At 66.4% G+C, this 25,909-nt stretch carries 24 protein-coding genes; 12 read left to right on the top strand and 12 right to left on the bottom strand.

Annotation, left to right across the window (positions count from 1 at the left end; translation table 11 throughout):
- Positions 1-35 precede the first annotated feature (35 nt).
- Positions 36-1,046 (bottom strand): hypothetical protein, encoded by a 1,011-nt coding sequence (locus ACQP2D_RS05620; protein WP_433682649.1) that lies wholly within the window; start codon positions 1,044-1,046, stop codon positions 36-38.
- 41 nt (positions 1,047-1,087) lie between these two features.
- Here ACQP2D_RS05620 and ACQP2D_RS05615 point away from each other — a divergent pair, with 41 nt between their 5' ends.
- The 3 genes from ACQP2D_RS05615 to ACQP2D_RS05605 all read left to right on the top strand — a co-directional run bounded on the left by ACQP2D_RS05615 (position 1,088) and on the right by ACQP2D_RS05605 (position 2,812).
- Positions 1,088-1,567 carry a Uma2 family endonuclease gene (locus tag ACQP2D_RS05615; RefSeq protein ID WP_433682648.1) on the top strand — a complete coding sequence of 160 codons (480 nt, stop codon included), beginning with the start codon at positions 1,088-1,090 and terminating at the stop codon, positions 1,565-1,567.
- Between the two features lie 29 nt (positions 1,568-1,596).
- Positions 1,597-1,779: a hypothetical protein gene (locus ACQP2D_RS05610; RefSeq protein WP_433682647.1), complete on the top strand. Its 183-nt coding sequence runs from the start codon at positions 1,597-1,599 to the stop codon at positions 1,777-1,779.
- A gap of 88 nt (positions 1,780-1,867) precedes the next feature.
- Entirely contained in the window at positions 1,868-2,812 is a 945-nt protein-coding gene (locus ACQP2D_RS05605; protein ID WP_433682646.1) for an undecaprenyl-diphosphate phosphatase, read from the top strand.
- A 58-nt stretch (positions 2,813-2,870) separates the two neighbouring features.
- Here the strand turns inward: ACQP2D_RS05605 and sucD are convergent, their stop codons facing one another.
- Together sucD and sucC are read right to left on the bottom strand one after the other, a co-directional pair.
- Positions 2,871-3,785 (bottom strand): succinate--CoA ligase subunit alpha, encoded by a 915-nt coding sequence (gene sucD / locus ACQP2D_RS05600; RefSeq protein WP_433682645.1) that lies wholly within the window; start codon positions 3,783-3,785, stop codon positions 2,871-2,873.
- Between the two features lie 12 nt (positions 3,786-3,797).
- Entirely contained in the window at positions 3,798-4,964 is a 1,167-nt protein-coding gene (gene sucC, locus ACQP2D_RS05595) for an ADP-forming succinate--CoA ligase subunit beta (RefSeq protein ID WP_433682644.1), read from the bottom strand.
- 528 nt (positions 4,965-5,492) lie between these two features.
- On the opposite strand from sucC, the gene ACQP2D_RS05590 reads away from it, so the two are divergent.
- Together ACQP2D_RS05590 and ACQP2D_RS05585 are read left to right on the top strand one after the other, a co-directional pair.
- Positions 5,493-6,740: a peptidoglycan DD-metalloendopeptidase family protein gene (locus ACQP2D_RS05590; RefSeq protein ID WP_433682643.1), complete on the top strand. Its 1,248-nt coding sequence runs from the start codon at positions 5,493-5,495 to the stop codon at positions 6,738-6,740.
- Positions 6,741-7,413: 673 nt separating this feature from the next.
- Complete coding sequence (locus ACQP2D_RS05585; protein ID WP_433685543.1) at positions 7,414-8,535, top strand: M23 family metallopeptidase; 1,122 nt, start codon at positions 7,414-7,416, stop codon at positions 8,533-8,535.
- A 134-nt stretch (positions 8,536-8,669) separates the two neighbouring features.
- Here the strand turns inward: ACQP2D_RS05585 and ACQP2D_RS05580 are convergent, their stop codons facing one another.
- Together ACQP2D_RS05580 and pcrA are read right to left on the bottom strand one after the other, a co-directional pair.
- The gene (locus ACQP2D_RS05580; RefSeq protein WP_433682642.1) at positions 8,670-9,095 is read right to left on the bottom strand and encodes a hypothetical protein; all 426 of its coding nucleotides are present in this window, start codon (positions 9,093-9,095) and stop codon (positions 8,670-8,672) included.
- Positions 9,096-9,161: 66 nt separating this feature from the next.
- Complete coding sequence (gene pcrA / locus ACQP2D_RS05575; RefSeq protein WP_433682641.1) at positions 9,162-11,789, bottom strand: DNA helicase PcrA; 2,628 nt, start codon at positions 11,787-11,789, stop codon at positions 9,162-9,164.
- 383 nt (positions 11,790-12,172) lie between these two features.
- Here pcrA and ACQP2D_RS05570 point away from each other — a divergent pair, with 383 nt between their 5' ends.
- Entirely contained in the window at positions 12,173-12,466 is a 294-nt protein-coding gene (locus ACQP2D_RS05570) for a chorismate mutase (RefSeq protein WP_327093861.1), read from the top strand.
- A gap of 114 nt (positions 12,467-12,580) precedes the next feature.
- Here the strand turns inward: ACQP2D_RS05570 and ACQP2D_RS05565 are convergent, their stop codons facing one another.
- Positions 12,581-14,035, bottom strand: coding sequence for an NAD-dependent succinate-semialdehyde dehydrogenase (locus ACQP2D_RS05565; RefSeq protein ID WP_433682640.1), 1,455 nt, complete (start codon positions 14,033-14,035; stop codon positions 12,581-12,583).
- A 511-nt stretch (positions 14,036-14,546) separates the two neighbouring features.
- Here ACQP2D_RS05565 and pgi point away from each other — a divergent pair.
- Positions 14,547-16,184 (top strand): glucose-6-phosphate isomerase, encoded by a 1,638-nt coding sequence (pgi, locus tag ACQP2D_RS05560; protein WP_433682639.1) that lies wholly within the window; start codon positions 14,547-14,549, stop codon positions 16,182-16,184.
- Between the two features lie 39 nt (positions 16,185-16,223).
- On the opposite strand, the gene ACQP2D_RS05555 is transcribed toward pgi, so the two are convergent.
- The 3 genes from ACQP2D_RS05555 to ACQP2D_RS05545 all read right to left on the bottom strand — a co-directional run bounded on the left by ACQP2D_RS05555 (position 16,224) and on the right by ACQP2D_RS05545 (position 18,442).
- Positions 16,224-16,646 (bottom strand): SRPBCC family protein, encoded by a 423-nt coding sequence (locus tag ACQP2D_RS05555; protein WP_433682638.1) that lies wholly within the window; start codon positions 16,644-16,646, stop codon positions 16,224-16,226.
- A 93-nt stretch (positions 16,647-16,739) separates the two neighbouring features.
- On the bottom strand, positions 16,740-17,420 hold the full coding sequence (locus ACQP2D_RS05550) for a nucleoside/nucleotide kinase family protein (RefSeq protein ID WP_433682637.1): 681 nt from the start codon (positions 17,418-17,420) through the stop codon (positions 16,740-16,742).
- Between the two features lie 65 nt (positions 17,421-17,485).
- A complete protein-coding gene (locus ACQP2D_RS05545) occupies positions 17,486-18,442 on the bottom strand; it encodes a LysR family transcriptional regulator (RefSeq protein ID WP_433682636.1) in 957 nt (318 codons plus the stop codon).
- A gap of 71 nt (positions 18,443-18,513) precedes the next feature.
- Here ACQP2D_RS05545 and ACQP2D_RS05540 point away from each other — a divergent pair, with 71 nt between their 5' ends.
- A complete protein-coding gene (locus ACQP2D_RS05540) occupies positions 18,514-18,927 on the top strand; it encodes a nuclear transport factor 2 family protein (protein WP_433682635.1) in 414 nt (137 codons plus the stop codon).
- On the opposite strand, the gene ACQP2D_RS05535 is transcribed toward ACQP2D_RS05540, so the two are convergent.
- Positions 18,924-19,601, bottom strand: a complete 678-nt coding sequence (locus tag ACQP2D_RS05535; protein WP_433682634.1) for a class I SAM-dependent methyltransferase — start codon at positions 19,599-19,601, stop codon at positions 18,924-18,926. The two genes, ACQP2D_RS05540 and ACQP2D_RS05535, sit on opposite strands and share 4 nt — an antisense overlap.
- Positions 19,602-19,675: 74 nt before the next feature.
- On the opposite strand from ACQP2D_RS05535, the gene ACQP2D_RS05530 reads away from it, so the two are divergent.
- On the top strand, positions 19,676-20,548 hold the full coding sequence (locus ACQP2D_RS05530) for a helix-turn-helix transcriptional regulator (RefSeq protein WP_433682633.1): 873 nt from the start codon (positions 19,676-19,678) through the stop codon (positions 20,546-20,548).
- Positions 20,549-20,621: 73 nt separating this feature from the next.
- Here ACQP2D_RS05530 and ACQP2D_RS05525 read toward each other — a convergent pair whose 3' ends face one another.
- Positions 20,622-22,241: an acyl-CoA dehydrogenase family protein gene (locus ACQP2D_RS05525; RefSeq protein ID WP_433682632.1), complete on the bottom strand. Its 1,620-nt coding sequence runs from the start codon at positions 22,239-22,241 to the stop codon at positions 20,622-20,624.
- Positions 22,228-22,857 (bottom strand): TetR/AcrR family transcriptional regulator, encoded by a 630-nt coding sequence (locus ACQP2D_RS05520; RefSeq protein ID WP_433682631.1) that lies wholly within the window; start codon positions 22,855-22,857, stop codon positions 22,228-22,230. The genes ACQP2D_RS05525 and ACQP2D_RS05520 overlap by 14 nt, the downstream gene beginning before the upstream one ends.
- 54 nt (positions 22,858-22,911) lie before the next feature.
- Between ACQP2D_RS05520 and ACQP2D_RS05515 the strand changes: the two genes are divergently transcribed.
- The 3 genes from ACQP2D_RS05515 to ACQP2D_RS05505 all read left to right on the top strand — a co-directional run bounded on the left by ACQP2D_RS05515 (position 22,912) and on the right by ACQP2D_RS05505 (position 25,689).
- Positions 22,912-23,685 (top strand): crotonase/enoyl-CoA hydratase family protein, encoded by a 774-nt coding sequence (locus ACQP2D_RS05515; RefSeq protein WP_433682630.1) that lies wholly within the window; start codon positions 22,912-22,914, stop codon positions 23,683-23,685.
- Positions 23,636-25,216: a hypothetical protein gene (locus ACQP2D_RS05510; protein WP_433682629.1), complete on the top strand. Its 1,581-nt coding sequence runs from the start codon at positions 23,636-23,638 to the stop codon at positions 25,214-25,216. The genes ACQP2D_RS05515 and ACQP2D_RS05510 overlap by 50 nt, the downstream gene beginning before the upstream one ends.
- Positions 25,217-25,422: 206 nt before the next feature.
- Positions 25,423-25,689 (top strand): hypothetical protein, encoded by a 267-nt coding sequence (locus ACQP2D_RS05505; RefSeq protein ID WP_433682628.1) that lies wholly within the window; start codon positions 25,423-25,425, stop codon positions 25,687-25,689.
- Positions 25,690-25,909: the final 220 nt, after the last annotated feature.

Raw genomic sequence — 25,909 nt, 5'->3', positions numbered from 1 at the left:
CGGGTCGAACTGGCCGGGCAACCGAAAAACACCGTCTACGCTGGTCCTCCGCAAATCCGCGCCCGCCGATAACAATTCTGCGCTACCACCTCCGATGGGAACGCGATTCGGCCCGGAGCGTCGGACGCCCCGGGCCGAACACCCCTCGATGCGATAAACCTTGCGGCACTAGCGGGGCACGACGTACCAGGCGCCGTAGCTGCCCACGCAGTCGTAGTCCTGCTGCTACGCGCACCCGAATTGCTGGCCGCACCCGAATCGCTGGCCGCACCCGAATCGATCAACGCATCCGAATCACCGCGGACACCCGAATCGCTGGCCGCACCCGAATCGATCAACGCACCTGAATCGCTCGGCGCGCGCGAATCGCTGCGCGCGTCGGAGCCATCGGCGGCGACGCTCGAACCGCCCAGCGCCGCAATGATCCCTGGCAGCGGATCGTCGGGATCGATCGCGCTATCGGAGGTAAGCCCATTCGCGTCCAGCACCGCGACGACCGCAGGTAGCACATCCTCGGCCTTGGCCAGCGGAGCCAGTTCGACGAATACCACCGCTCGACCGGAGTTGTCGGCGGCACGGGCGAGTTCGGCGGCGAGGCGGGACTTTCCACTGCCCGCGACGCCGACCAGGGTGGTCAGCCCAGGTTCGGCGAGGCGGGTGCCAAGGGTGGCGAATTCGCGGCTGCGACCGACGAAGCTGGTCGACGAGGCAGAGATGGCCAGGGCGCGGTGTGCGGTTGCTGTTTCGATGGATGCAGCCACGTCGGTGCCATGCGACGCAACTGTCACGTCAGCGCCGAGTGGCGTGGCAGGCCCGGCACCGAACTGTGCAGCGGCTGGGTCACCACCGAATGCTGCAGCGCCTGGGTCGGTGCCGAACGGGGAACCGGCCACACCACTGCCGAACGGAGTGGCGACCACGCCGATGCCAGACGGTGTCGCGGCCGGATCGATGCCGATCGGCGCACCAACCAACAGCGGCGGCAGCAGCAGCACACTCTCGCCGCGCTCCGCACGGGCCCGCAATCGCCATCCAGCCGAGTTCATCCAGCGGATCATCGCCCCACACGGATGCGAATATTGTGTCGATGCCGAGATTTGGGCACCTTCCCACAGCACAAGACGTCTGGGCGAAGAGCGGACCGATGAAAGTCGAGATTGTGCCGATTCCGCACGGGCAGCCGATCAGCGTGCAAGAGTTCGACGCTCTGCCGATCGGCACCAGCCATCGCTACGAGATCGAAAATGGCCACTTACTCGTAAGCGCCTGCCCAGCACCTTCACATCGCCGCGCCATCACGCGGCTGGTCTTTCAACTCGAACGCCAGTTGCCCACGGGATGGGAAGCGTTCGCCGAAATAGAGGCGGAGCTGCCCGTGGGACGCTGCCAGCGTCGAGCGCCCGATGTCGTGGTGACGCAGCCGACATCGACTCGCAGGCACGGATCCGCAGTAATCAGATTGCGCTGGCCAGCGGGGTCACATCGTCCGACGAGTCCGCGGTCCGCGACTGTTCGACCAGAGCAGGCGAGTACGCCGCCCCCAATGGCATTCCGCACTACTGGGTGATCGACATCGTCGATCTCGAATCGATCGACATGACCGTGTATCGCTTGAACAATGACACCGGTAAATACGGAATCGCACCACGAGTCACCGGTGTCGTGCGGCTAGAGGATCCGTTTCCGCTCACCATTGATCTCGCTATGCTGTCCGGGCCACGAGGCGATAGCGGAAGCGGATCGGCCGAGGTGGCCGGAGCACGTCCGAACATCGACTGAAACTTCAACTCGGACAAGCATTTCAAAACGGACACAGGTCTGATTCTGGGCGGGCCGTGGTGGGTTGGGCGTGCCAAGCTGTCAGGCGATGCTCACGTATACCCAAGCCATTGTGATCGGCGCATTGCAAGGCATAACCGAACTGTTCCCGATTTCCAGCCTGGGTCATTCCGTTTTGGTGCCCGCATGGCTGGGTGGGTCGTGGAGCGAGCTGGTCACCCAGGGCGATTCCGATTCCGGTACGCCGTATCTCGCCTTCGTGGTCGGGCTGCATGTGGCGACGGCGATCGCACTGCTGGTGTTCTATTGGCGCGACTGGGTCGATATCGTCACCGGCTTTCTCACCACACTGCGCACCCGGCGGATCGAAACCTCGACCCAGCGCCTGGCCTGGCTCGTAGTCCTGGCGACCGTGCCGGTCGGCATCCTCGGGCTGCTGCTGGAACATCCGCTGCGCACCTTGTTCGCGAAACCCCTTGCCGCGGGTCTGTTCCTGACGCTCAACGGCGTCGTACTGATCACCGGCGAGGTACTGCGCCGCCGCAGCCAGCCGACGCTCGCCGACTACGGCCGCCGTTTCGCCGAGGCAGAGGCGCGGGCCAAGGCCATCGAAGAGGGATACTTCGTGGCGACGGTGGAGGAAGAGTCGGCCGGCCTCGGCGATCTGTCGATCAAGGACGCGCTGATCATCGGTGTCTCGCAGACCGGTGCACTGTTCGCGGGCATCAGCCGCTCCGGCATGACAATGGTCGGCGGCCTGCTGCGTGGTTTGGACCATGAGGACGCGGCGAAATTCGCCTTCCTGCTCGCCACTCCGGTAATTCTGGCCGCGGGCGTGCTGAAGCTGCCGACGCTGGCCGGTCCGCAGGGCGACGGCATCCTCGGGCAGGTGCTGGTCGGATCGGTTGTCGCGGGCGGCGCGGCGTATCTGGCGGTCCGCTTCCTGGAACGCTACTTCAAATCGAATTCGCTGCTGCCGTTCGCGGTGTACAGCCTCGCCTTCGGCATCGCCTCGGTGGTCCACTTCCTCTGAGCCGACGACAAAGGCCGCCTTCCGGAACGGCAGGCGGCCTTTGTGCGAATGCGATGGATCAGGCGGTGACGCTTGCGTTCTCCAGGATCTCGCGCGCCAGTGCGGCGGTCTCGGACGGCGTCTTGCCGACCTTGACACCGGCGGCCTCGAGCGCGTCCTTCTTCGCCTGTGCCGTACCGGCCGAACCGGAGACAATGGCGCCGGCGTGGCCCATGGTCTTGCCCTCGGGGGCGGTGAAGCCCGCGACGTAGCCGACGACCGGCTTGGTGACATTGGCCTTGATGTAGGCCGCGGCCCGCTCCTCGGCGTCGCCGCCGATCTCACCGATCATCACGATCAGCTTGGTCTCCGGATCCTTCTCGAACGCCTCGATGGCGTCGATGTGGGTGGTGCCGATGACCGGGTCGCCGCCGATGCCGATGGCGGTGGAGAAGCCGAAATCACGCAGCTCGTACATCATCTGGTAGGTCAGGGTGCCGGACTTCGACACCAGGCCGACCGGGCCCTTGCCGGTGATGTTGGCCGGGGTGATGCCGACCAGCGACTCGCCGGGGGTGATGATGCCGGGGCAGTTCGGGCCGATGATCCGGGTCTTGTTGCCCTTCTCCACGTTGTAGGCCCACGCGTAGGCGGTGTCCTGCACCGGGATGCCCTCGGTGATGACCACGAGCAGCGGGATCTCCGCGTCGATGGCCTCGATGATGGCGTCCTTCGAGAACTTCGGCGGCACGAACGCGATGGACACGTCGGCGCCGGTCGCCTTGATGGCCTCTTCGACGGTGCCGAAGACCGGCAGGTCGACCGGGTTGCCGTCCTTGTCGGTGTGCGCGACGGTGGTGCCCGCCTTGCGCGCGTTGACACCGCCCACGACCTGGGTGCCGGCCTTCAGCATCAGCGCGGTGTGCTTGGTGCCCTCACCGCCGGTGATGCCCTGGACGATGACCTTGGAATCCTTGTTGAGGAAGATAGACATTTCCGGTTTCCTTTACTTGGCCGCTGCCAGTTCGGCGGCCTTGTCGGCGCCTTCGTCCATTGTCTGCGCGAGCGTGATCAGCGGGTGCGCGGCATCGACGAGGATCTTGCGGCCCTCGTCGACCTTGTTGCCGTCGAGACGGACGACCAGCGGCTTGTTCGCCTCGTCGCCGAGGATCTCCAGCGCCTTCACGATGCCGTTGGCGACCGCGTCACACGCGGTGATACCACCGAAGACGTTCACGAACACGCTCTTGACCTGCGCGTCGCCCAGGATGACGTCCAGACCGGCGGCCATGACCTCGGCCGATGCGCCACCGCCGATGTCGAGGAAGTTGGCGGGCTTGACGCCACCGTGGTTCTCGCCCGCGTACGCGACGACGTCCAGGGTGGACATGACCAGACCGGCGCCATTGCCGATGATGCCGACCTCACCGTCGAGCTTGACGTAGTTGAGGTCGTTCTCCTTGGCCTTGAGCTCCAGGGGATCGGTCGCGTCCTTGTCCGCGAAGGCCGCGTGACCCGGCTGCCGGAACTCGGCGTTCTCGTCGAGGGTCACCTTGCCGTCGAGCGCGAGGATCTCGTTGTCGGGGGTGCGGACCAGCGGGTTGACCTCCACCAGGGTGGCGTCTTCGCCGACGAACACCTCCCAGAGCTTCTGGATGGTGATGGCCGCCGCGTCGAGGACATCGGCGGGCAGGTGGCCCTGCTCGGCGATCGAGCGGGCGAACGCGAGGTCGACACCCTTGACGGCATCGACCGGAACCTTGGCCAGGCGCTCCGGCTTGGTCGCGGCGACCTCTTCGATCTCCATACCGCCTTCCACCGAGCACATGGCCAGGTAGGTGCGGTTGGAGCGGTCGAGCAGGAAGGAGATGTAGTACTCCTCCGCGATGTCCTTGGCCTCGGCGACCAGGATCTTCTTGGTGATGTGGCCCTTGATATCCAGGCCGATGATGTTCTGCGCGTGCGTGAACGCGTCGTCCGGGGTGGCGGCGAACTTGACGCCACCCGCCTTGCCACGGCCACCGGCCTTCACCTGGGCCTTGATCATCACCGGCTTGCCGATTTCCGCCGCGATAGCGCGGGCGTCCTCGGCCGTGTCCGTGACGCGGCCCTCGGACGAAGGCACTCCGTGCTTAACGAAGAGCTCCTTCGCCTGATATTCGAAGAGATCCATGTACTCACCGTCTCGTCTGCGTTGTGATGACAACGTCTTTGTTGGCGGCCCGACGTCGGAAGCGGGTCGGGTCGGACTTTAACCAGTCACATGGAGGGCCAAACGGCCACATTCATCCTAAGTGGCGCAGGTCACGGGGTGCCGCCCAGGGCGGGAAAATGCCTGGCCAAGGCTACTCGCGAGTAGGTTGCTGACGGCGCGCCAGGTAGAGCCGCCGAACCGGTTGACCGACGGCCTTCTACTACGTTTCGTCGTCGCCGAGCCTCACCCGCGTGCCCCTATCGCAGTGAGATATTCCGGTGCGTTACCGTGATCAATCTCACATGTTTGGATTGATCGCACGTAGCGCTTGCGGAGCTCGCAATCGTTTCGTTACCGTCATTGCGGTCGATGTCACAACACGGTCACGACTAGGAGGACGGCAAGCTTGACGCAGCACAGCACTCCGCAGACGGAGAGCCGTTCCATCACGCCTCATGGCAGGCAGTTCGACACCGTGATCTCTCGCTGGATGATGTGGCACTACCGATGAACCATCGCTCGACCTTCGCTTCCGATAATCGCGCTCGCTCCGGACATCGTTATCGCTCCGATGACGATGAGGCATATGGCGGACATTCCAATGCGGCGGTAGACCCGTTCGGTACCGCTTCGCGAGACTCCGGTCACAGGTACGCCGCGCCTGCCGCAGCCGGTTACGAGCACGATGACAACTCCTGGGGCGCGAACGATGCGTGGTCGCAGGCTGATTCGTGGTCGCAGGCCGAACCGCAGCAGCAGTCCGACTCGTGGGCGCAGTCGCAGTCCTGGGCGCAAGCCGACTCCTGGTCCGACGGCGGCGCGTGGGCGTCCGAGGATTCTTGGACGCCCGAGGGTGACAATTCCTGGGCCCCCGACTCCGAGGCGTCGTGGACGCCGGAGGCGGACGGATCCTGGGATGCCGATGAATCCTGGGATGGCGAGGACTCCGCGTGGGAGTCCGAGGATCCGGAATCTCCGGCCGGTCCCACCGTCATACCGGCCCGTCGCGCGAATCGCGGTAGCGGTGGCGCGCATCGGATGCCCGCACCGCCCGCCTCACTCAAGGGCCGCGCCGCGGTCGTCGCCGTCGCCGCCGGTGCGGTGGTTGCCGCCGGACAGGCCGCCTTCGCCTCGCCCGAACAGCCCTCGCAGGCCGTCGATTACGAGGCCGCGGGCCAGATCCACGAGATCGCCGCACAGTCGGTCAGCGTGGCCGACCCCAACTCCGCGCCGGATTCGCCGCAGGTGCTCAATGTCTCGGCCCCGAACAATCTCGGGCAGTTCGGCGACATGCTGCAAAAGGGCCAGAAGTTCGCCGATGATATGGCGGCACAGGAGGCGTCCAAACTCCGCCCGTTGTTCACCAAGTTCGCCGCGGGCAATTTCACCTCCGGCTTCGGCGCCCGCTGGGGCGTACAGCATCTCGGCGTCGATATCGCGGGCCCGATCGGCACCCCGATCTACGCCGTCGCCGACGCCACCGTGATCGAAGCGGGACCCGCCTCGGGCTTCGGCATGTGGGTCCGACTGCTGCACGATGACGGCACCGTCACCATCTACGGACATATCGACACCGCCACCGTGTCGCAGGGACAGCGCGTCCTGGCCGGCGACCAGATCGCCACCATCGGCAACCGCGGTTTCTCGACCGGCCCGCACTGCCATTTCGAGGTCTGGTTGAACGGCGTCGACAAGGTCGACCCGTTGCCTTGGCTGGCGACGCGGGGCATCAGCTTGGGTCCGCAGCGGGACTAGAAATCCAGCGGCACATGCGATACGGGCGGCGCACCACGTGTGCCGCCCGTTCTGGTCCGTATCCCCGCGATGGAGCCGAACCTATTCCGGGGCAATGGGATTCATCGAATACCTTGCGAGGCTGCAATCGATTCGCTACCGTCGGTGGACCTCAATAAGTGCGACGGAGGATGAAAGTCTGAATGCGCGTTGCGAACATCCTGAACGCATGGCTCGACACCCGAAGATCAGGAATTTCTCGAATCTTCTCCATGTTCGGAACATTTCGGACGCATAGCGGTGTGATGCAGTCGCAGTGATGAGGCAGGGATATCCGGGCGGTTCCGAGGGGCGCGGAATACCGATTCAGCATTATCTAGACAATTCTCAGCAAATCTCGCGCGGGACCCGTGGTGTCGAATTCTGGCGAGTGGGAGAGCCTTGGCCGCAAGCGGTCTCGCCGTTCGACGGTGGCGCCGAGAGCTACGACAGGCGTCTGGGGTACGACGGCGGTGGTCTAGGCCAGGGTCTCGGCGACAGCCGGGGATACCACATGAGCCAGGGCTACAACGAGGGCTACAACAGCTGGTATGGCAGCAATCACGGCCGCGACGATGACGTGGACCGGAATCACAATGCCAACGCGCACCACGACACTGCTTGGAGCGACGGCGATTTCGGAAGCGCCGACAAGGTGTGGGCCGCCGACTACGGAAGCGCGCCAGACGCCTGGTACGCCGACCCCGCAATCACTCACAACACATGGGACACCCACTCCGGAAACACACCAGACGCGTGGTACCCCGACCCCGCAAACACCCACAACACATGGGACACCCACTCCGGAAACACACCAGACGCGTGGTACCCCGACCCCGCAAACACCCACAACGCACGGGACACCCACTCCGGAAACACACCAGACGCGTGGTACCCCGACCCCGCAAACACCCACAACACATGGGACACCGACCCCGGAAACACCCACAACACATGGAGTAACCGAAACGACGGCAATGCGTGGGAGGGCGACGCGCGGGCCACAGTGGAGCGCGCGGACATCCCTGCTGCCCCAACGAACCGGCCGGTGCGCGGGAAGCGTCGGAGCGGGGCTCATCGGCTGCCCGCGCCGCCGAATGGGCTCCGGGGGCGGGCGGCGGTTATCGCGGTTGCCGCGGGGGCGATCGTCGCTGCGGGACAGAATCTGGCGACCCCCGCGAAGGCACCGGCCACAGCCGAACTCCAGGCCGTCGGACAGCAGCGGGCCGTCGCGCCATTCAGCGCGGACCTTCCCACGGCACCGGAACTTCTCGATATCGCGACGCCGATGGATCTCGACCAGTACGGCGATATGTTGCAGCACGGCAGTAAGTTCGCCGAGGAGATGGCGGCAGCGGCGGATGCGAAGCTGCGACCGCTGTTCACCAAATTCACCTCGGGCACTTTCACGTCCGGATTCGGCCAGCGCTGGGGTGTGCTGCACGGCGGTGTCGACATCGCCGCGCCCATCGGAACGCCGATCTACGCGGTCGAGGACGGCACCGTCATCGATGCGGGACCCGCCGCCGGATTCGGGATGTGGGTGCGGGTGCGCGGCGACGACGGCACCGTGACCGTGTACGGCCACATCAATACCGCCGTGGTCTCGGTGGGCGAGCACGTCCTCGCGGGTGACGAAATCGCCACGGTCGGCAATCGCGGCGAATCCACCGGCCCGCACTGCCATTTCGAAGTCTGGCTCAACGGCACCGACCGCATCGACCCGGTCCCTTGGCTTGCCACGCGCGGCATCAGCCTCGGCACGGAACGCGACTGACCACATCGCCCCACGGTGATCGCGCAGGAGACTTCACCCCCTCAGGATCTACACCCCTGAAGCCCCCTCCACGACGCCGTGACCGACCTGCTGCCGCACTCACGCCGAGCGATGCGCATCCCCCACAGCAGTGGCTATGGTGCCGCGGCGATTGCCAGGCCGATCAAGGTCACGACCTTCGTCGCTTCCAAACCGATGTACCAGTAGTGGGCGCGGGAGCGCGGTAGCTCCGCACCGGCAAGCACGCGGTCCGAGCGGCGGGTCAGCAGTGGCCGGACAACGAGAAGTTGTATGGCGAGAACCGCGATGGTGACGCCGAGCCAGATCCGAACAGCGCTGCTGGGGGCGACCACCGCGGTCGCCACGATCAACAGGGCCGCAAGGACGGTCTCCGTGATGTTCAGTGCCCGGAACACCAGCCGTCCGATGCCGAGGCCGAGTGGCACGGTTATCCCCGGTGCACGGAACTTCAGCGGTGCTTCCAGAAACGAGATGGCCAGCACCATGCCGAGCCACAGCATCGGCAGGAACCACAGCAGGTGTTGTGCGACCGCTTCCATATCGCGCACGCTACCGACATCACCCCCGGGTAGATCAGGGCCAATGGCCCCTATTCCCAAGGCCGGTCAGAGTTTGACCAGGGTGCGGCTGTATTGGGGGATCAGGCGGATTTTGCCCGCGGTACCGAAGTCGATGGTGACCGTGGCCAAGGGGCCGAAGCCTTCGGCGGCGACCACGCGGCCCAGGCCGTATTTGTCATCGCTGACTCGGTCGCCGACGGCCAGTACGAGATTGGCGTTGTTGCGGGTTGCGCCACCGGGGGCGGGGCGGCGCGGGGCGCGGTCGCTGACGCCCGGGCGCTGCTGGTTCCAGCCGTCGCGGGTCCAGTCGTGTTCCAGGCCGTCGTCGTCGCCGCGGCGGCGGATGCCGCGCGTCAACGGCGAGCCCTTGGGCTCCAACCGCTTCCAGTCGATGAGGTGGGCCGGAATCTCCTGCAGGAAGCGCGATTCCGGATTCGAGACCGGCTGGCCCCAGCCGGAGCGGACCACCGCGCGGCTGACGTAGAGCCGCTGCCTGGCCCGGGTGATGCCGACGTAGGCGAGGCGGCGTTCCTCGGCCAGTTCGGTCGGATCGCCGAGCGCGCGCATATGCGGGAACTGGCCGTCCTCCCAACCGGTGACGAAGACGACCGGAAATTCCAGCCCCTTGGCGGTGTGCAGCGTCATCATCGTGACCACGCCGGTGCCCTCATCGGGCAACTGGTCACTATCGGCCACCAGCGAGACCCGTTCCAGGAAGGCGGCCAGCGAACCCGGGTCGGGCTCGCCCTCGGCGACCTCGGGGACCAGGCCCTCCTGCCGGGCGGCCTCCGCGTTGTTGTACGCCTCGGAGCTGAATTCCCGTGCGACGCTGACCAATTCGTTCAGATTGTCGAGCCGGGCGCCGTCCTGCGGATCATCGGAGCCCTCCAGCTCGGCGCGGTAGCCGGTGCGGTCGAGCACCGCCTCGACCATATTGCCGAGATCTGGAAAGTCCTGATCGGCCTGCGCACCGGCCGCCCTGACCTCCTCCAGCAGATCGAGGAATCCGGCGATGGCGCGCTGCGAACGGGTATTCAGCAGCGCCACTTTGCCATCGGCGGCATCACGCAGCGCCTCGGCGAAACCGATCCCCCGCTGTTCGGCGTGCACCGCGACACAGGCCTCGGCTCGATCGCCGATACCCCGGCGCGGGGTATTGAGGATGCGGCGCAGGCTCACCGTATCTTCGGGATTGTCGAGCACCCGCAGGTACGCGACGATATCGCGCACCTCCTTGCGCTCGTAGAAGCGCACGCCGCCGACCACCTTGTACGGCAGCCCCATCCGAATGAAGATCTCTTCCAGCGCGCGGGAGTTGTTGTTGGTGCGGTAGAACACCGCGACATCGCTGTAGTTCGCATCGCCCGCGTCCACCAGCCGGTCGATCTCCCTGGCGACGAACGATGCCTCGTCGTGCTCATTGTCGGCGACGTAGCCGGTGATCAGATCGCCCTCACCGGAATCGGTCCACAGCCGCTTGTCCCGACGGTTCTCGTTGCGCGATATCACCGCATTGGCGGCGGAGAGGATGTGCTGGGTGGAGCGGTAGTTCTGTTCCAGCAGAATGGTTTCGGCATCCGGGAAGTCGCGTTCGAATTCCTCGATATTGCGGATGGTGGCGCCGCGGAAGGCGTAGATGGACTGGTCGGCATCACCCACGACACACAGTTCGCTCGGCGCGACCGCATCGTCGGACCGGTCCTCGGCGTGATGACCGACCAGCTCGCGGACCAGGATGTACTGGGCGTGGTTGGTGTCCTGGTACTCGTCGACCAGCACATGCCGGAACCGGCGCCGGTAGTACTCGGCGACCTGCGGATGGTGCTGCAGCAGCGCCACCGTCTCGCCGATCAGATCATCGAAGTCGAGCGCGTTCGCCGAACGCAACCGGCGCTGATATTCGGTATACACGCGGGCGACGAGCGCGGGCAGTTCGGTGTCGTCGGTTTCGGCATCGGCGGTGGCCTGTTCCGGGCCGATGAGCTCGTTCTTCAAATTCGAGATGGCGGTGGCCAGCAGGCGCGCCGAATATTTCTTGACGTCGATATCGAAGTCGCGGCTGATCATGGTGAGCAGTCGCCGGGAATCGTCGGCGTCGTAGATGGAGAAATTCGAATTCAGGCCCGGCACCAGGGCCGCCTGCATGCGCAGGATGCGGACGCAACTCGAATGGAAGGTCGAGACCCACATGTTGTTCGCGCGCGGTCCGACCAGCCCGCCGACCCGCTCGCGCATTTCGGCGGCGGCCTTATTGGTGAAGGTGATGGCCAGCACCTGACCGGGCGTCACACCGCGGGCGGCGAGCAAATAGGCGATGCGCCTGGTCAGTACCGCCGTCTTGCCCGAACCCGCGCCCGCGACGATCAGCAGTGGCGACCCGGTGTGCACGACCGCCGCGCGCTGCTGCGGATTGAGGCCGTCGAGCAGTCGCTCGGCTTCCTCCGCGCGGCGCTGTTCGCGTTCGGCGCGGCGCTTTTCTTGTTCGACACGGTGCTTGTCCTCGATGACACGCCGTGCTGGGTCATCGTCGGCCGGTTCCGGCACCCCCGCCGCAGTCGGCACGGCAGCGTCACCCAACTCCTCGGCACGAGCAGTGTCGACCTGCGGTTTCTGGGTTGGGTCCTGGTGCCGAGTCAGCCCGGCCTGCGTCTTGGGAGCCACCGTGATGTCCATCGCCCATCCACGCTACCGGCGGGCACCGACAGAGATGAAGTCCCCGTCGGCATCGGTGTCGATTCGGCGGCGGTGCGACGAACGGTCGATGAACTGCCCCCGTCAGCATGGCCACCGCTACCCCGACTGCCTTCTCACCAGATTCGCAAAACGAAGTGTTTTGCATTGCTACGGGCCCGTGGCAGACTGGCGGCATGATCTGCGCGACCGTGATGCACCCGATTCGGCTAATGGCCGGATATCGTGATCGCGGACTTGGTACCTGAACGCGCCGCCTGGGGGGAGGATTGCAAGGCCTACCGGGTTTGTTTTGCACGGTGAAAGAACCGGGTAACGAGCTGGGCTCACCAGCCGATCCATGTTCTGACACGAGGAGATGAATGATGAGCACCCCTGCCACGACGACCGGGTCCGATTCGGCTCTGCCCCATACCGAGGCCGAGATCGACAAGCTCCGCAAGGAGATCGACCAGCTCGACGCGGAAATCCTGGCCGCCATCAAGCGCCGCACCGAGATCTCCAGAATCATCGGTCGCACGCGCATGGCCTCCGGCGGCCCCCGCCTCGTACACAGTCGTGAGATGAAGGTGCTCGAGCGCTTCAGTGAACTCGGCCAGGAAGGCCACACCCTCGCCATGCTGCTGCTTCGCCTCGGCCGCGGCCGCCTCGGCCACTAGCCGCGTCTGCGGGCCGCGACGCGGCCCGACCGACCACGCGGCGCTCGCAAGACCGTCGCCTCCCCCATGGCCGCCCCGGGTGTTCACCCCCGGGGCGGTCGTTTCATATCCGGGTCAGGTGAGGGCGATGTACTTGGTGGACAGGTACTCTTCGATGCCCTCGATGCCGCCCTCGCGGCCGAAGCCGGATGCCTTGACGCCGCCGAAAGGTGCTGCCGGATCGGAGATTACGCCGCGGTTGACGCCGACCATGCCGGATTCCAGGCCCTCGGCGATGCGCAGGGCGCGGTCCAGATCGCGGGTGTAGACGTAGCTCACCAGGCCGAATTCGGTGTTGTTGGCGGCGGCCAGACCTTCTTCCTCGGTCTCGAAGCCGACGATCGGGGCGACGGGGCCGAAGACCTCCTCGCGCAGGATTCTGGCATTCGCGGGAATCTCGCTGAGGATCGTCGCGGGGTAGAACCAGCCGGGACCGCCGGGCGCCTTGCCGCCGAGCCGGACCTGTGCGCCGACCGCTACCGCATCGTCGACCAGTTCGCTGACCGTATTGAGCTGTTCCTCGTTGATCAGCGGGCCGAGAGTGGTGTTCGGATCGGTGCCGGGACCGAGCGTCACGCTGCTCGACATCGCCTCGACGAGTTTCGTCGTGAACTCCTCCTGCACGCCGTTCTGCACGTGGAAGCGGTTGGCCGCGGTGCACGCCTCGCCGCCGTTGCGCAATTTGGCCAGCATCGCGCCCTGCACCGCGGCATCGATATCGGCATCGTCGAAGACCACGAACGGCGCATTGCCGCCGAGCTCCATCGAGGTGCGCAGCAGCCCGTTCGCCGACTGCTGCACCAGCTTCTTGCCGACCTCGGTCGAGCCGGTGAAGGTGAGCTTGCGCAGGCGCGGATCCTCCAGCAGCGGCTTCGTCACGGCACCGGAACGGCTGGAGGTGATCACCGAGAGCACCCCGTCCGGCAGCCCCGCGTCACTGCACAGCTTGGCCAGCGCCAGCATGGTCAACGGCGTCGCCGAGGCGGGTTTGACGATCATCGTGCAGCCAGCGGCCAGCGCGGGGCCGATCTTGCGAGTGCCCATGGCCAGTGGGAAGTTCCACGGTGTGATGGCCAGACACGGCCCGACCGGCTGCTTGTGCACCATGATCCGCCCGGTGCCGGACGGCGCGTGCAGGTAGCGCCCGTGCACGCGGACCGCCTCTTCGCTGAACCAGCGGAAGAATTCGGCGCCGTAGCGCACCTCATTGCGGCTCTCCGGCAGCGCCTTACCCATTTCCAGGGTCATCAGCAGCGCGAATTCCTCGGCGCGCGCGGTCAGCTGTTCGAAGACGGTGCGCAGGATCTCGCCGCGCGCACGCGATGACGTCGCCGCCCACTCGGCCTGCACCGCGACGGCGGCATCCAGCGCGCGCACCGCGTCTTCCGGCGTCGCGTCGGCGACCTGGGTCAGCACCTGCCCATCCGCCGGATTGTGCACCGCGAAGGTGCCGCCTCCGGTGGCGTCGACGGGACCGCCGATCCACAACTGCGTCGGTACGGATTGGAGTACTTCACGTTCGGACACCATGAACCACAGCCTAGGCCGCGCGCCCGCGCCTCACCCGGGACTCATCGATGCGAATCACTGACCTTTCGACCGACCCGCAAGCGATCACCACAGCCCTTCTCGAACGACCCACAAGCGATCACCACAGCCCTTCTCGAACGACCCACAAGCGATCACCACAGCGCTCCTCGAACGACCCACAAGCGATCACCACAGCCCTTCTCGAACGACCCACAAGCGATCACCACAGCGCTCCTCGAACGACCCACAAGCGATCACCACAGCGCTCCTCGAACGACCCACAAGCGATCACCACAGCGCTCCTCGAACGACCCACAAGCGATCACCACAGCGCTCCTCGAACGACCCACAAGCGATCACCACAGCGCTCCTCAAATGACCCACAAGCGATCACCACAGCCCTTTCGAGCGACCCGCAGGCGATCACCACGGCCGGCCGATAGGGCGACATCGGCGGAAAGTATGCGGTCCTTGCCTGCGGACCCGATCGAGTGCTTGTAACCTCGCGGACGTGAGCAGCGACATCACCGCATCGGCGGCCTGGCGGAAACTGCACGAGCATCACAGCGCCGTCGCAGGACGACACCTGCGCGAATTCTTCGCCGAGGATCCCGACCGCGGCCGCGAGCTGATCGTGCAGGTCGGCGATCTGCACATCGACTACAGCAAGCATCGCGTCACGCGGGAAACCCTGCATCTGCTGGTCGAATTGGCGGACGAGGCCGGTGTGGCCGAGCGGCGCGACGCGATGTTCCGTGGCGACCACATCAATACCTCCGAGGACCGCGCGGTCGAACATATCGCGCTGCGGCTGCCCGCGGGCGAGTCGGTCATCGTGGACGGCGCCGACGCGGGCGCCGAGGTGCACGAGGTGCTGCGGCGGATGGGTGAATTCACCGACGCGGTGCGCTCGGGCGCATGGCGTGGCGCCACCGGCGAACGCATCCACACCGTGGTGAATATCGGCATCGGCGGCTCGGACCTCGGCCCGGATATGGTGCACCGGGCACTGCGGCACTACGCCGATGCCGGGATCGGCGCCCGATTCGTCTCCAATGTCGACCCCACCGATCTGCTCGCGAAACTCGACGGACTCGACCCGGCCACAACGCTGTTCATCGTTGCCTCCAAAACGTTCTCGACACTGGAGACATTGACCAATGCCACCGCCGCCCGGCGCTGGCTGGTCGCCGCGCTCGGCGCGGAGGCCGTCGCCAAGCATTTCGTCGCCGTCTCCACCAATGCCGAGCGCGTCGCGGAATTCGGCATCGACACCGCGAATATGTTCGGCTTCTGGGATTGGGTGGGCGGGCGCTACTCGGTGGATTCGGCCATCGGCCTGTCGGTGATGGCGACCATCGGCAAGGAGCGCTTCGCCGAATTCCTGGCCGGAATGCATACCGTGGACCGGCACTTCGCGACCGCGCCGCTGGCCGAGAACGGACCGGTGCTGCTCGGTCTGCTCGGCATCTGGTATTCGAACTTCTTCGGCGCGGAATCGCGTGCCGTACTGCCGTATTCGAACGATCTGGCGCGCTTTCCGGCCTACCTCCAGCAGCTCACGATGGAATCCAACGGCAAGTCGGTGCACGCCGACGGTACGCCGGTGACCACTTCGACCGGCGAAATCTTCTGGGGCGAACCGGGAACCAATGGCCAGCACGCGTTCTATCAACTGCTGCACCAGGGCACCCGGCTGATCCCCGCCGATTTCATCGGATTCGCCCGCCCCACCGCCGATCTGCCGACCCTCGACGGCACCGGCAGCATGCACGACATCCTGATGAGCAATCTGTTCGCCCAGACCAAGGTGCTCGCCTTCGGCAAGACCGCCGAGGAGATCGCGGCCGAGGGCACCGACCCGAAGGTGGTACCGCACAAGGTGATGCCGGGGAATCGGCCGAGCACAACCATTCTCGCGCCGCAGCTGACTCCGTCGGTCATCGGCCAGTTGATCGCCCTCTACGAACATCAGGTCTTCGTCGAGGGCACCATCTGGGGTATCGATAGCTTCGACCAGTGGGGCGTGGAACTCGGCAAACAGCAGGCGCTCGCCCTGGCGCCCTTGCTGACCTCCCCGGAAGAGCCGCAGCCGCAGGGCGACTCGTCCACCGACTCCCTCATCGGCTGGTACCGCGACCACCGCTGATGTCATGGTGGCCGACCGGACCGGTCGGCCACCGCCCGCTCAGCCCAGGGCCTGCGCCGTCTTGATCAGGGCGGCGACGACATCTGGGAAGTCGGCGGTGATATCCGGGCCGATTTCGGGGCCGATGGTGTCGGCGGCGTCGCCGATGATCTCGGTCCGGTAGACGACGCGGGTAAAGCCCTCGCCCGCGGGCTCGAGGCGGTGTTCGGTGACGACGGTGAAGTCGCCGCCGTCCATCTCATCGGTGAACAGCTCGCCCGGCTCGATCTCCACCAGGCGCAGCCGCACCGTATCGCCGCCGGGCAGCGTCATCGTGAACTTGGTGCCGACCTCGAACGGGCCGTCGATCTCGATCTCATCGAGACCGTCGTTCCACTCGGGCCAGGCCTCCATATCCGACCAGCACCGCCACAGCGCCTCCGGTGCGACCGCAGTTTCAGCGCTGTATTCGTACTCCCACATCCCGCTTGCTCCCAGATACGTCGACACGATCTATCGAGCGAGATCATGTCACTCACAGCGGGATTCGGCGACGCGGAGTCGGTGCCGCGGACATCAGCCCTCGGCGGCGTAATAGCGGCCGCCGCGCTGGCGCAGTACCAGGTCGGCGCTGTCCCGGGTGCCCGCGATCAGGTCGGCATTGCGTAGATCGCTGTCGTACACCTTGATTTTCGCGGCATCCGCGCTCCGGCCGCCGCGGATGTGGCGGCGCAGCAGGCGTTGTTCGATGACCTCGCGGGCCACGTCCAGGTACCAGACCTCGTCGAGCAGTTCGCGCACGCCCGACCAGGCACCCTCCACCAGCAGCAGGTAATTGCCCTCGGTAATGGCGATCTCGTGCTGGTCGAAGACGACACCGGCCGGGGTCGGTTCCTCGATGGCGCGGTCGAAGGTCGGCCACGGCACCGGCTCCCCGATGGGGGTATCGCGCAGGCGGCGCAGGGCTTCCAGATAGGCGGTGACATCGAAGGTGTGCGGTTCGCCCTTGCGCTCCAGATCATTCGTCGCGCGCAGCACGGCATTGGGTAGGTGGAAGCCGTCCATCGGCGCGATCTCGGCGCACACTCGACCGACGCGCTTGTTCAATTCGTCGCGAATCGACTTGGACAGGGTGGATTTACCCGCGCCCGGCGGCCCCGCGATGCCGAGCACATACCGTCGGGCGCACCCCGCCGCCCGGATCCGCAGATGCGCGACGAGCGAGCGCAGCGGCATTTCGACGGAAGTCCGTGTCATCGAAACAACCCTACTCAGGCTGCGGCCGCCCGCCGTGAATTTCGGCGTGTGGCTATGTAAGTCGGCTATCGAAGTCGCTGTCGGACTTCGGCGGCGAGATCGGCGGCGGCATCGCGCAGGGCTTCGATGAAGATCTGTCGCGGCTCGGTGTCGCGGTCGTGCGGGGTGTCGCGCTGGTCGTTGTGCTGAACACCGGGCCGAGCCTTCGAGCCATGGACGACGTATGTGGTTCGTACCGCGGCGGGATGATCGATGCGGACCAGGGCGATGCCCTGCGGCAGTACCGGTACCGCGATTCCGGGGACCACGGTAATGCCCATACTCGCAGCGACCAGGCCGAGTTTGGCGAACCAGTCGCGTGCGACGAAGGCGATCTCCGGCTCCCGGGTGGCGTCGGTCCACGCCCCGAGCAGGGTGCTGCTCAGCTCGGCGCTGCCCGCGATCCAGCGTGCACCGCGCAGCTGCTCGGGCGTAACGCTCACCCGATTCGCCAACTCATGGTCCGGTGCGACCGCTATCAGCAGAGGGTCGTCCAGCAGTGGTTCGATCTCGGTATCCGCGGGCAGATTCCGAGTCTCGGTCACCACCGCCAGGTCCAGCCGCCCGCGCGCGAGCGCGGACAGCAGCCGCGGACTGGTCCCTTCGCGCAGCGGCACCCGCGCGAGCCGGGGCGCGGTGGCGGCAATGGCCCTTGGCACCAGTGCCGCCATGGCGGTCGAGAACGCGCCGACCCGAAGGGTGGCGGGCGGACGCGCGGCCAGGTCATCGAGTTCCTGACGAACGGATCCGAGACCGCCGAGCACCGTTTCGGCATGGCGCAGCACGATCCGTCCGGCCTCGGTCGCCTGCACACCCCGCGCATGCCGCTCGAACAGTGCCCGGCCCGCGGCCTGTTCCATCAGTGCGATCTGCCGGGACACCGCCGACTGCGTATATCCCAGATTCTCCGCTGCGGTCGAGAACGATCCGCACCTCGCGGCCTCGCGCACCACACGCAACCCGACGATCGTGAACTCACCCATGCGGTTTGCTCATATCAACCATGCAAGACTATCGCTTGTCGCATGCCTCGAGGCTACCTAGCGTCGCAGGTATGAGCGCAACCGAGAACAAGAAACTGGTCGAGCGGATCTTCGACGAGATGTCCCGGGGCAATACCCGGGCGATGGCCGAGGCCATGGCCGACGACTTCCGCTGGATCTTCCCGGGAAACTGGTCCTGGTCGCACACCTGGGAACCGAAGGCAGTTGTGCTGGACGAACTCCTGCGGCCGCTGATGACCCAGTTCGCCGAATACCGCAGCGCGGCCGAATTCATCATTGCCGAGGACGACCGCGTGGTGGCCCAGGTGCGCGGCCATGGCATGACCACCGATGGTGAGCCGTACGAGCAGACCTACTGCTTCGTTTTCCGGGTCGCCGACGGTCGTCTCACCGAGGTGATCGAGCACTGCGACACCGCGCTCGTCGAGCGGGTGCTCCAACCGCTCACGCCCGGCACCAGCTAGATCGGGCGGATCGCGCGGTAGAAGGTGACGCGGCCCAGGCGGCGGTGGCGCTGAGAGGCGACCACGGCACTGTCGAAGCCGACGGAGCGCAGCAGTTGGGGGATGCTATCGCCGAGATTGTCGGCCGCGTGCTCGTTGTGCAGCATGAGCCGGGCGACCAGGCCGTCTTCCGGCGTGACGGCACCGCCGACATCAACAATGTGCAGACTGCCGCCGGGACGCAGCACGCGCAGCGCCTCGGCCAGCGCCGCTTTCTTGATGTCGGTGTCCAGGTGGTGCAGCATCATCGCCGACAGCAGCCGGTCGAATTCCCCCTCCGCATAGGGCAATTCCTGGGCATAGGCACGTTCGAAGCGAATTCCGCTCAGCCCGTGGGCTTTTCGTTCGGCCCGCGCCAGTGCGAGCGGATCGGGATCGGAGCCGATCAGCTCGGCGGCGGGTTGGGCGCGTTTGGCGCGAATCGTCAGATTTCCGGTGCCGCAGCCGATTTCCAGGACGCGGTGGCCGGGTGCGAGTTCGGCCTGCGCGACAACAGTTTCGTGGAGTTTGTACATGCCGAGCAGTCGGGTGAGCAGATCGTAGCCGGGCAGCAGTGCGTCACGGCCCGCCGCGGGCAGGTAGTCGTGTCGGTTGCCCATGGCGTGGATAACGGAATGTGGATGATCTTTGGTCATGGTTCTCATGGTGCCCGCAGATACAGCTACAGAATTGGGTGATTATCGGCGGAATTAGGACTATTTTCGGTATCATGACCGAGGCCACCCGGGTGATCAGGCACCGCGACGGCGTTCCGGTGTACGACTACCGGACCGACCATGTCACGCCGCCGATATCGCTGCTGCGGTTCGACGCACACCACGCGCCCGGAAATAGCAGTCCGCATATTCACGAATTTCCGGTGCTGGTGTATGTCCGGCCCACCGGTGCGGTGTACGTGGTCGCGGCGGGTCAGGTGATCAAGGCCGCCACTGTGGGTGAGTTCGACGGCGCTGTCGGAGTGTTCTTCGATCCCGCGATGCTCGGCGATGCCGGACGGACGCCCTGGCCGGCCTGGCGCGCGCATCCGCTGCTGTTCCCCTTCCTGCACCAACGTTCGGGTGGAGTGCTGGAGCTATCGGTACCGGTGGCACGCAGGCCGTTATGGGACAGCGCGATCGCGGCCATCGACACCGAACTGACGCAGCGGCAGGAGGGGTACCGCGAGGCCGCGACCGCACATCTGACGCTGCTGCTCATCGACCTCGCGCGACTGGCCGCCGATGTGGTGGGTGATCTGCGACGCAGCGGCGAACCGCTGCTCGCCGAGGTATTCGAGGTGATCGACCAGCGGCATACCGCACCGCTATCGCTACGCGATGTGGCGCACGCGGTCGGCATGACGCCGGGACACCTCACCACCGTGGTGCGCCGGCGCACCGGACGCACCGTGCAGGCGTGGATCACCGAGCGGCGCATGGCCGAGGCGCGCCGCCTGCTGGCCGATACCGATCTGCCGGTCGGCGACATCGCCCGTCGCGTCGGCCTGCCCGATCCGGGCTATTTCACCCGATTGTTCCGGCGCAACCACGGTCTATCGCCCCGGCAGTGGCGCGACCGACCCGCGCCGGTCCGGTCCGGTTAGACGGTGTTGCATGTGCCTGATGGGGAGGCCCTGCGTGGTTACGCATCCGCTGCCTCCTCCGGGCCTCGTCCCCTTAGACGAGGGCGCGGTCGATGATGGCCGCGGTGTCCACGCCGGTGGGCAGGGTGCCGAAGGCGATGCCCCAGTCGTCACCGAGGCGGGTGGCGCAGAAGGCATCGGCCACTGCCGGATGGCCGTGGCGGACCAGTTGCGCCCCCTGTAGCACCAGGGCCATGAGTTCGACGACGCGGCGGGCGCGATATTCGATCTCGTCGAGATCGGACAGTTCCTTGCCGATCCGGGCGATAGCGTCGTCGAGCCGGGGGTCGGCACCCGCCGCGAGCGAGACCTCGTTGAAGAATGCCTCCACGGTTTCGGGCTGGCGGCCCATGGCGCGCAAGGCATCCAGCGCGGCCACATTGCCGGAGCCTTCCCAGATCGACATGAGCGGAGCCTCGCGATAGAGCCGCGGCATACCGGATTCCTCGGCATAGCCGTTGCCGCCGAAGCATTCCAGGGCCTCGGCCGCATGCGACGGGGCACGCTTGCAGACCCAGTACTTGGTGACCGCCAGGGCGATTCGACGCAGCGCGGCCTCGGCGGGATCGGTGCTCGCCCGGTCGGTGGCACCGGCCAGGCGCATCATGACCGTGGTCGCGGCGTCGGATTCGATAATGAGATCGGCCAGGACATTGCGCATCGCGGGCTGATCGATCAGCTTGGCCCCGAACGCTTCTCGGTACCGCGCGTGGTGGGCTGCGTAGACGGCGCCGATGCGCATGCCGGTGGCGGAGCCGATGACGCAGTCCAGGCGGGTCATATTGACCATTTCGATAATGGTCTTGACGCCCGCGCCCTCCGCGCCGACCAGCCAGCCGGTGGCATTCTCGTATTCGATCTCCGAGGAGGCATTGGACTTATTGCCGAGCTTGTCCTTGAGCCGCTGGATCCGGATGGGATTGCGGGCGTCGTCCGGCAGGACGCGCGGCAGCAGGAAACAGGACAGGCCGCCGGGGGCTTGGGCCAGGGTGAGGAACATATCCGACATGGGCGCCGAGGTGAACCACTTGTGACCGACGATGCGGTAGCTGCCATCGGGTTGCGGTGTCGCGGTGGTGGTGTTGGCGCGGACATCGGAGCCGCCCTGCTTCTCGGTCATCGACATGCCCGCGATGAGACCGGCCTTGGTCGACGGTTCACGCAGGCCGAAATCGTAAGTGCGGGAACCCAGTAGCGGTTCGTACTTGGCGGCGAGTTCGCTATTGTTCCGCAGCGCGGGCACCACGGCGTAGGTCATCGAGATCGGGCACATATGTCCAGCGTCGGCCGCGCCCCAGGTGTAGAACTTGGCGGCCCGGGCGGCGTGCGCGCCCGGCCGGTCGTCGAGCCAGGGCGCGCCGTGCAGTCCGTGCGCCACCGCGACCTTCATGAGTTCGTGCCAGTACGGATGGAATTCGACCTCGTCGATGCGGTTGCCGTAGCGGTCGTGGGTGTGCAGGACCGGCGGATATTCGTTGGCGAGACGACCCCACTCCTGCGCTTCGAATCCGCCGGCGAGCGTGCCGAGTTCACGCACTTCCCGCTCGGCCCAGGCCGCGCCTTCCCGGTGCAGCCCCTCCAGCAGGGCCGGGTTCTTCGAGACATCGAAGGGCACGATGTTCGGAACCTGGTTGAAGACTTCATGCGTCGGCATCGGACACTCCTGAGTGGGATTCATCGCGCGCACCCAGCGCGCGTAGCGCGAACCTGATGACTTCGGGCACAACGGATTCGCTGTGCGGTGCGTCGGCCAGCGGGCCGACCAGGACCTCGCCGATGGCGCCGACCAGTGCGGCCGCGCTGGTCCTGGCATCCTGTGCCGGCAGTTCGCCGCACGAAACCCCGTCCGCCACCGCGGATTCGAAGGCCTCGGCGAAGGCGCGGCGGAAGTGCAGGCGCTCGGTGTCGACCACGGCATCGACGGGTTCGACGAGCAGGACGTAGGCGAGTTTCGGATTCTTCAGCGCCCGGCCCGCGAAGGTCTCCACCGCGGCACTGACCCGCTCGACGGCGGTTCCGGTGGCGGCGGCGGTCGCCACCGCGGTCACCTCGTGCGCGACCACCTTCCGGAATACCGCGCTGACCAGGTCGGCCTTGCCGCTGAAGTTCTTGTAGACCGTTCCGGTGGCCAATCCGGCCTCGGCGGCGACCGCCGCCATGGACAGTCCGGCGTAGCCTTCTCGGGACAGCACCTTGGTCGCGGCCTGCACGATCAGCCCCGCCTGCGCATCGAGGCGGGCCTGGACAGCGGGGGTTCTGCGGTAGGCCATACAAGAAGTGAACCATAAATTCATTTCTTGACACAAGACCACCCTCCACGGCGTATGGTCGTGCTCGTGAGTGTGCGAATCGAACGCAACGGATCCGTGACCACCGTGATCCTGCACCGACCCGAGGCACGCAATGCGGTCGACGGCCCGACCGCCGCGGCCCTCGCCGACGCATTCCGCGAATTCGATGCCGACCCGGCCGCGGCGGTCGCCGTGCTGTGGGGCGAGGGCGGCACCTTCTGCGCGGGCGCGGACCTGAAGGGGCTGGGGACCGAACGCTCCAATCAGGTCACCGAGGAGGGCGACGGCCCGATGGGACCGACCCGCATGCGGCTTTCCAAGCCGGTGATCGCCGCGATCTCCGGATATGCGGTCGCGGGCGGGCTGGAGCTGGCGCTGTGGTGCGATATGCGAGTTGCCGAGCAGGACAGCACATTCGGCGTGTTCTGCCGCCGCTGGGGTGTGCCGCTGATCGACGGCGGCACCATCCGGTTGCCACGCATCATCGGCACCGGCCGCGCCATGGATATGGTGCTCACCGGCCGCGCCGTCGCCGCGACCGAGGCACTGCAGATCGGGCTGGTCAATCGGGTGGTGCCGAATGGCGAAGCACGCAGCGCCGCCGAACAACTCGCCGCCGAACTGGCCGCACTGCCGCAGACCTGTCTGCGCTCGGACCGGATGTCGCTGCTGGAACAGGACGGTATGGACGAGCAGACGGCCCTGCACAACGAGTACCGGCACGGTCTGCGCGCCCTCTCCGACGGAGCTTTGGACGGTGCCCAGCGATTCGCGGCCGGTGCGGGTCGCCACGGCACGCGGAGCTGAGGGAGCGAACCCGACGGTGACGGGGCGGCTGAGCGTTGTCGACGAGATCTTCCTGCGCACCCATCGCGGGCTCGGCACTCCTATCGCACTACAGGGCTTGTGGCGAACCGCCGATCGAGTCGATCCGGAGCTGCTGCGGCAGGTGCACGCGGCGCTGCGCGTCGGCCCGTTGGGGCGCAGGGTGATTCGGCCGCGCGTACCGGGTGCGCGTCGTAGCTGGCGGCCGAATACTCGGGCATATCCGCTCGAGTTCACCGCGGGCACCATCGCTGACCGGGATCTACTCCAGTGGGCCGATCGGCAGGGCGCCGACCTCGATCCCGAATACGGTCCGGGTTGGCGATTATCGGTCGCCGCGCTCGATGACGGCGGATCGATTGTGTCGCTGACCTGTTCGCATGCGCTCGCGGACGGCAGGGCGCTCGTGCTCGCCGTGGACGACGCGCTGGGCGGCGCAAGCCTGACCGCACCGACGGCGCGGAGCACACGTTCGTTTGCGAAATCGACTGCACCAGAACCAGATAACTCCGGCACCACACAGACGACCGGTGGTGCGCGGGGCGTATCGAGTGCAAGCGACCCGATACTGACGTCCAACGCCGACGCGGCGACATCCGCTGCGCAGGAATTGGGGCAACCGTCGCGGCGCAGCTCATGGTCAGCGACATCCGCTGCGCGGGAATCAGACCGGGTCGATAGCGCGCACAAACCTGCCCGGTTGGACCGGGCAGCCGACGTTCGCGCTCCGGATTCGGATTGGTCCGATGCGTGGCGGCAGTGGTCGATCGTGGTGCGCGGCACTGTCCGCGCGCTGCGTCACGGGATCCCGGACCGTCCGGCTCGCGGACGCGGGCCGTCGATCGATGCGCGCACGCGGGTGCAGGCCGCGCCGACGCACAGCGTCATCGTGCAATGTCCGGCGGCCGACTGGGAGCTGGCCGCCACGGCATACGGCGGCACGGCCAATAGCCTGTTCATCGCGCTGATCGCGAAAATGCTGTGGGCCAGCGGATTTCCCGGCGCGACCATCGCTGCCAGCCTCCCGGTCGATACCCGCGACGAGCCGCGCGTCGATAACGATCTCGCGATGACCGAGATCAGTATCGATCGCGCCGATACTCCGGCCACGATCCTTCAGAAGTCCCGAATCGCCTACGAGCGCCGCATGTCCAGCCCCGGCGGGATACCGGAGGAACTGCTGCAGGTGATTCCGGACCGCTGCGCCTACGCACTATCCAAGGGCGCGGGTGAGCGAGACATCCTGTGCTCCAACATCGGAACCCTCCCTGACTCCCTGTGCGCCCTCGGCCCGCACCGCTGCACCGGCGTCGCCGCCCGCGCCATCCACCCCGGACTCACCGCGGACCACCTCCCCCGCACCCGCCTATCCGGCTACCTGTGCCGTATCGCCGACACCTACACCCTCGCCATCGTCAGCCTCGACCCCGACCGCATCGCCGCACCCGAGACCCTGCGCAACCTGGTCCACGAGACCACAACCGCCCTCTGGCTACCGATAACCCTGTGGTGAACACTGCGCTGGAAATCTGGCCCACACGACGACAACCGCCCTCTGGCGAATGCTTGCCAGCAGCTCGCCGAGCGTAGTGATAGGGCGGTTGAATGCAGCGTGTGCGACCACCATTCGACTAGCTCGACATAACTCCTCGGACCCAAGGCTCGGCCGCTGCCCTCGGCGGCGATTTCCAAGCGCTCCTGCGCGTCCTCGACCCGAACGTGAAGCTGACTGTCGACACCCCCGACGGCGTGGTAGTCACTCTCGGCGCCACCGAGGTCGCCGCTGGCGCCCGCATGTTCTCCGGCGAGGTCGCCCGCCACCGGCCCGTGCTGGTCAACGGCATCCCCGGCCACATATCCTGGCGCCCCGACGGAACCCCGCTGTCGGTCATCGCCTTTACCGTCGCCGAAGGCCGGATCACTGCTATCCACATCGTTGTCGACCCGGCCAAACTCGCATCGATCCACCTGCCGGACCCGGCCTGAGCTGGTGCCATCAGGGTCGGCCCGTGCATGGGGCAAGTCATCCCGGGCCGACCGGCCGAGTTCTGCAGCGCCGTGGCCGGTTCGGACGGCGCTGTCTTCGGCGGTCCCGCCACTGGCAACGTGGCGGTCCCCGTCGAGGGACCACCGTCCTGCCAGTTGTGGGACCACCGACGATAGCGAAGAAGTGGAACGGATTATCGCACTGTCGATTGGTCCGCCG

The sequence above is a fragment of the Nocardia sp. CA-119907 genome (assembly GCF_050955995.1).
In the GTDB taxonomy this organism is placed as follows: Bacteria; Actinomycetota; Actinomycetes; order Mycobacteriales; family Mycobacteriaceae; genus Nocardia.
The sequence above is the reverse complement of the archived record's forward strand: the minus strand, read 5'-3'. Positions and strand labels throughout refer to the sequence as shown.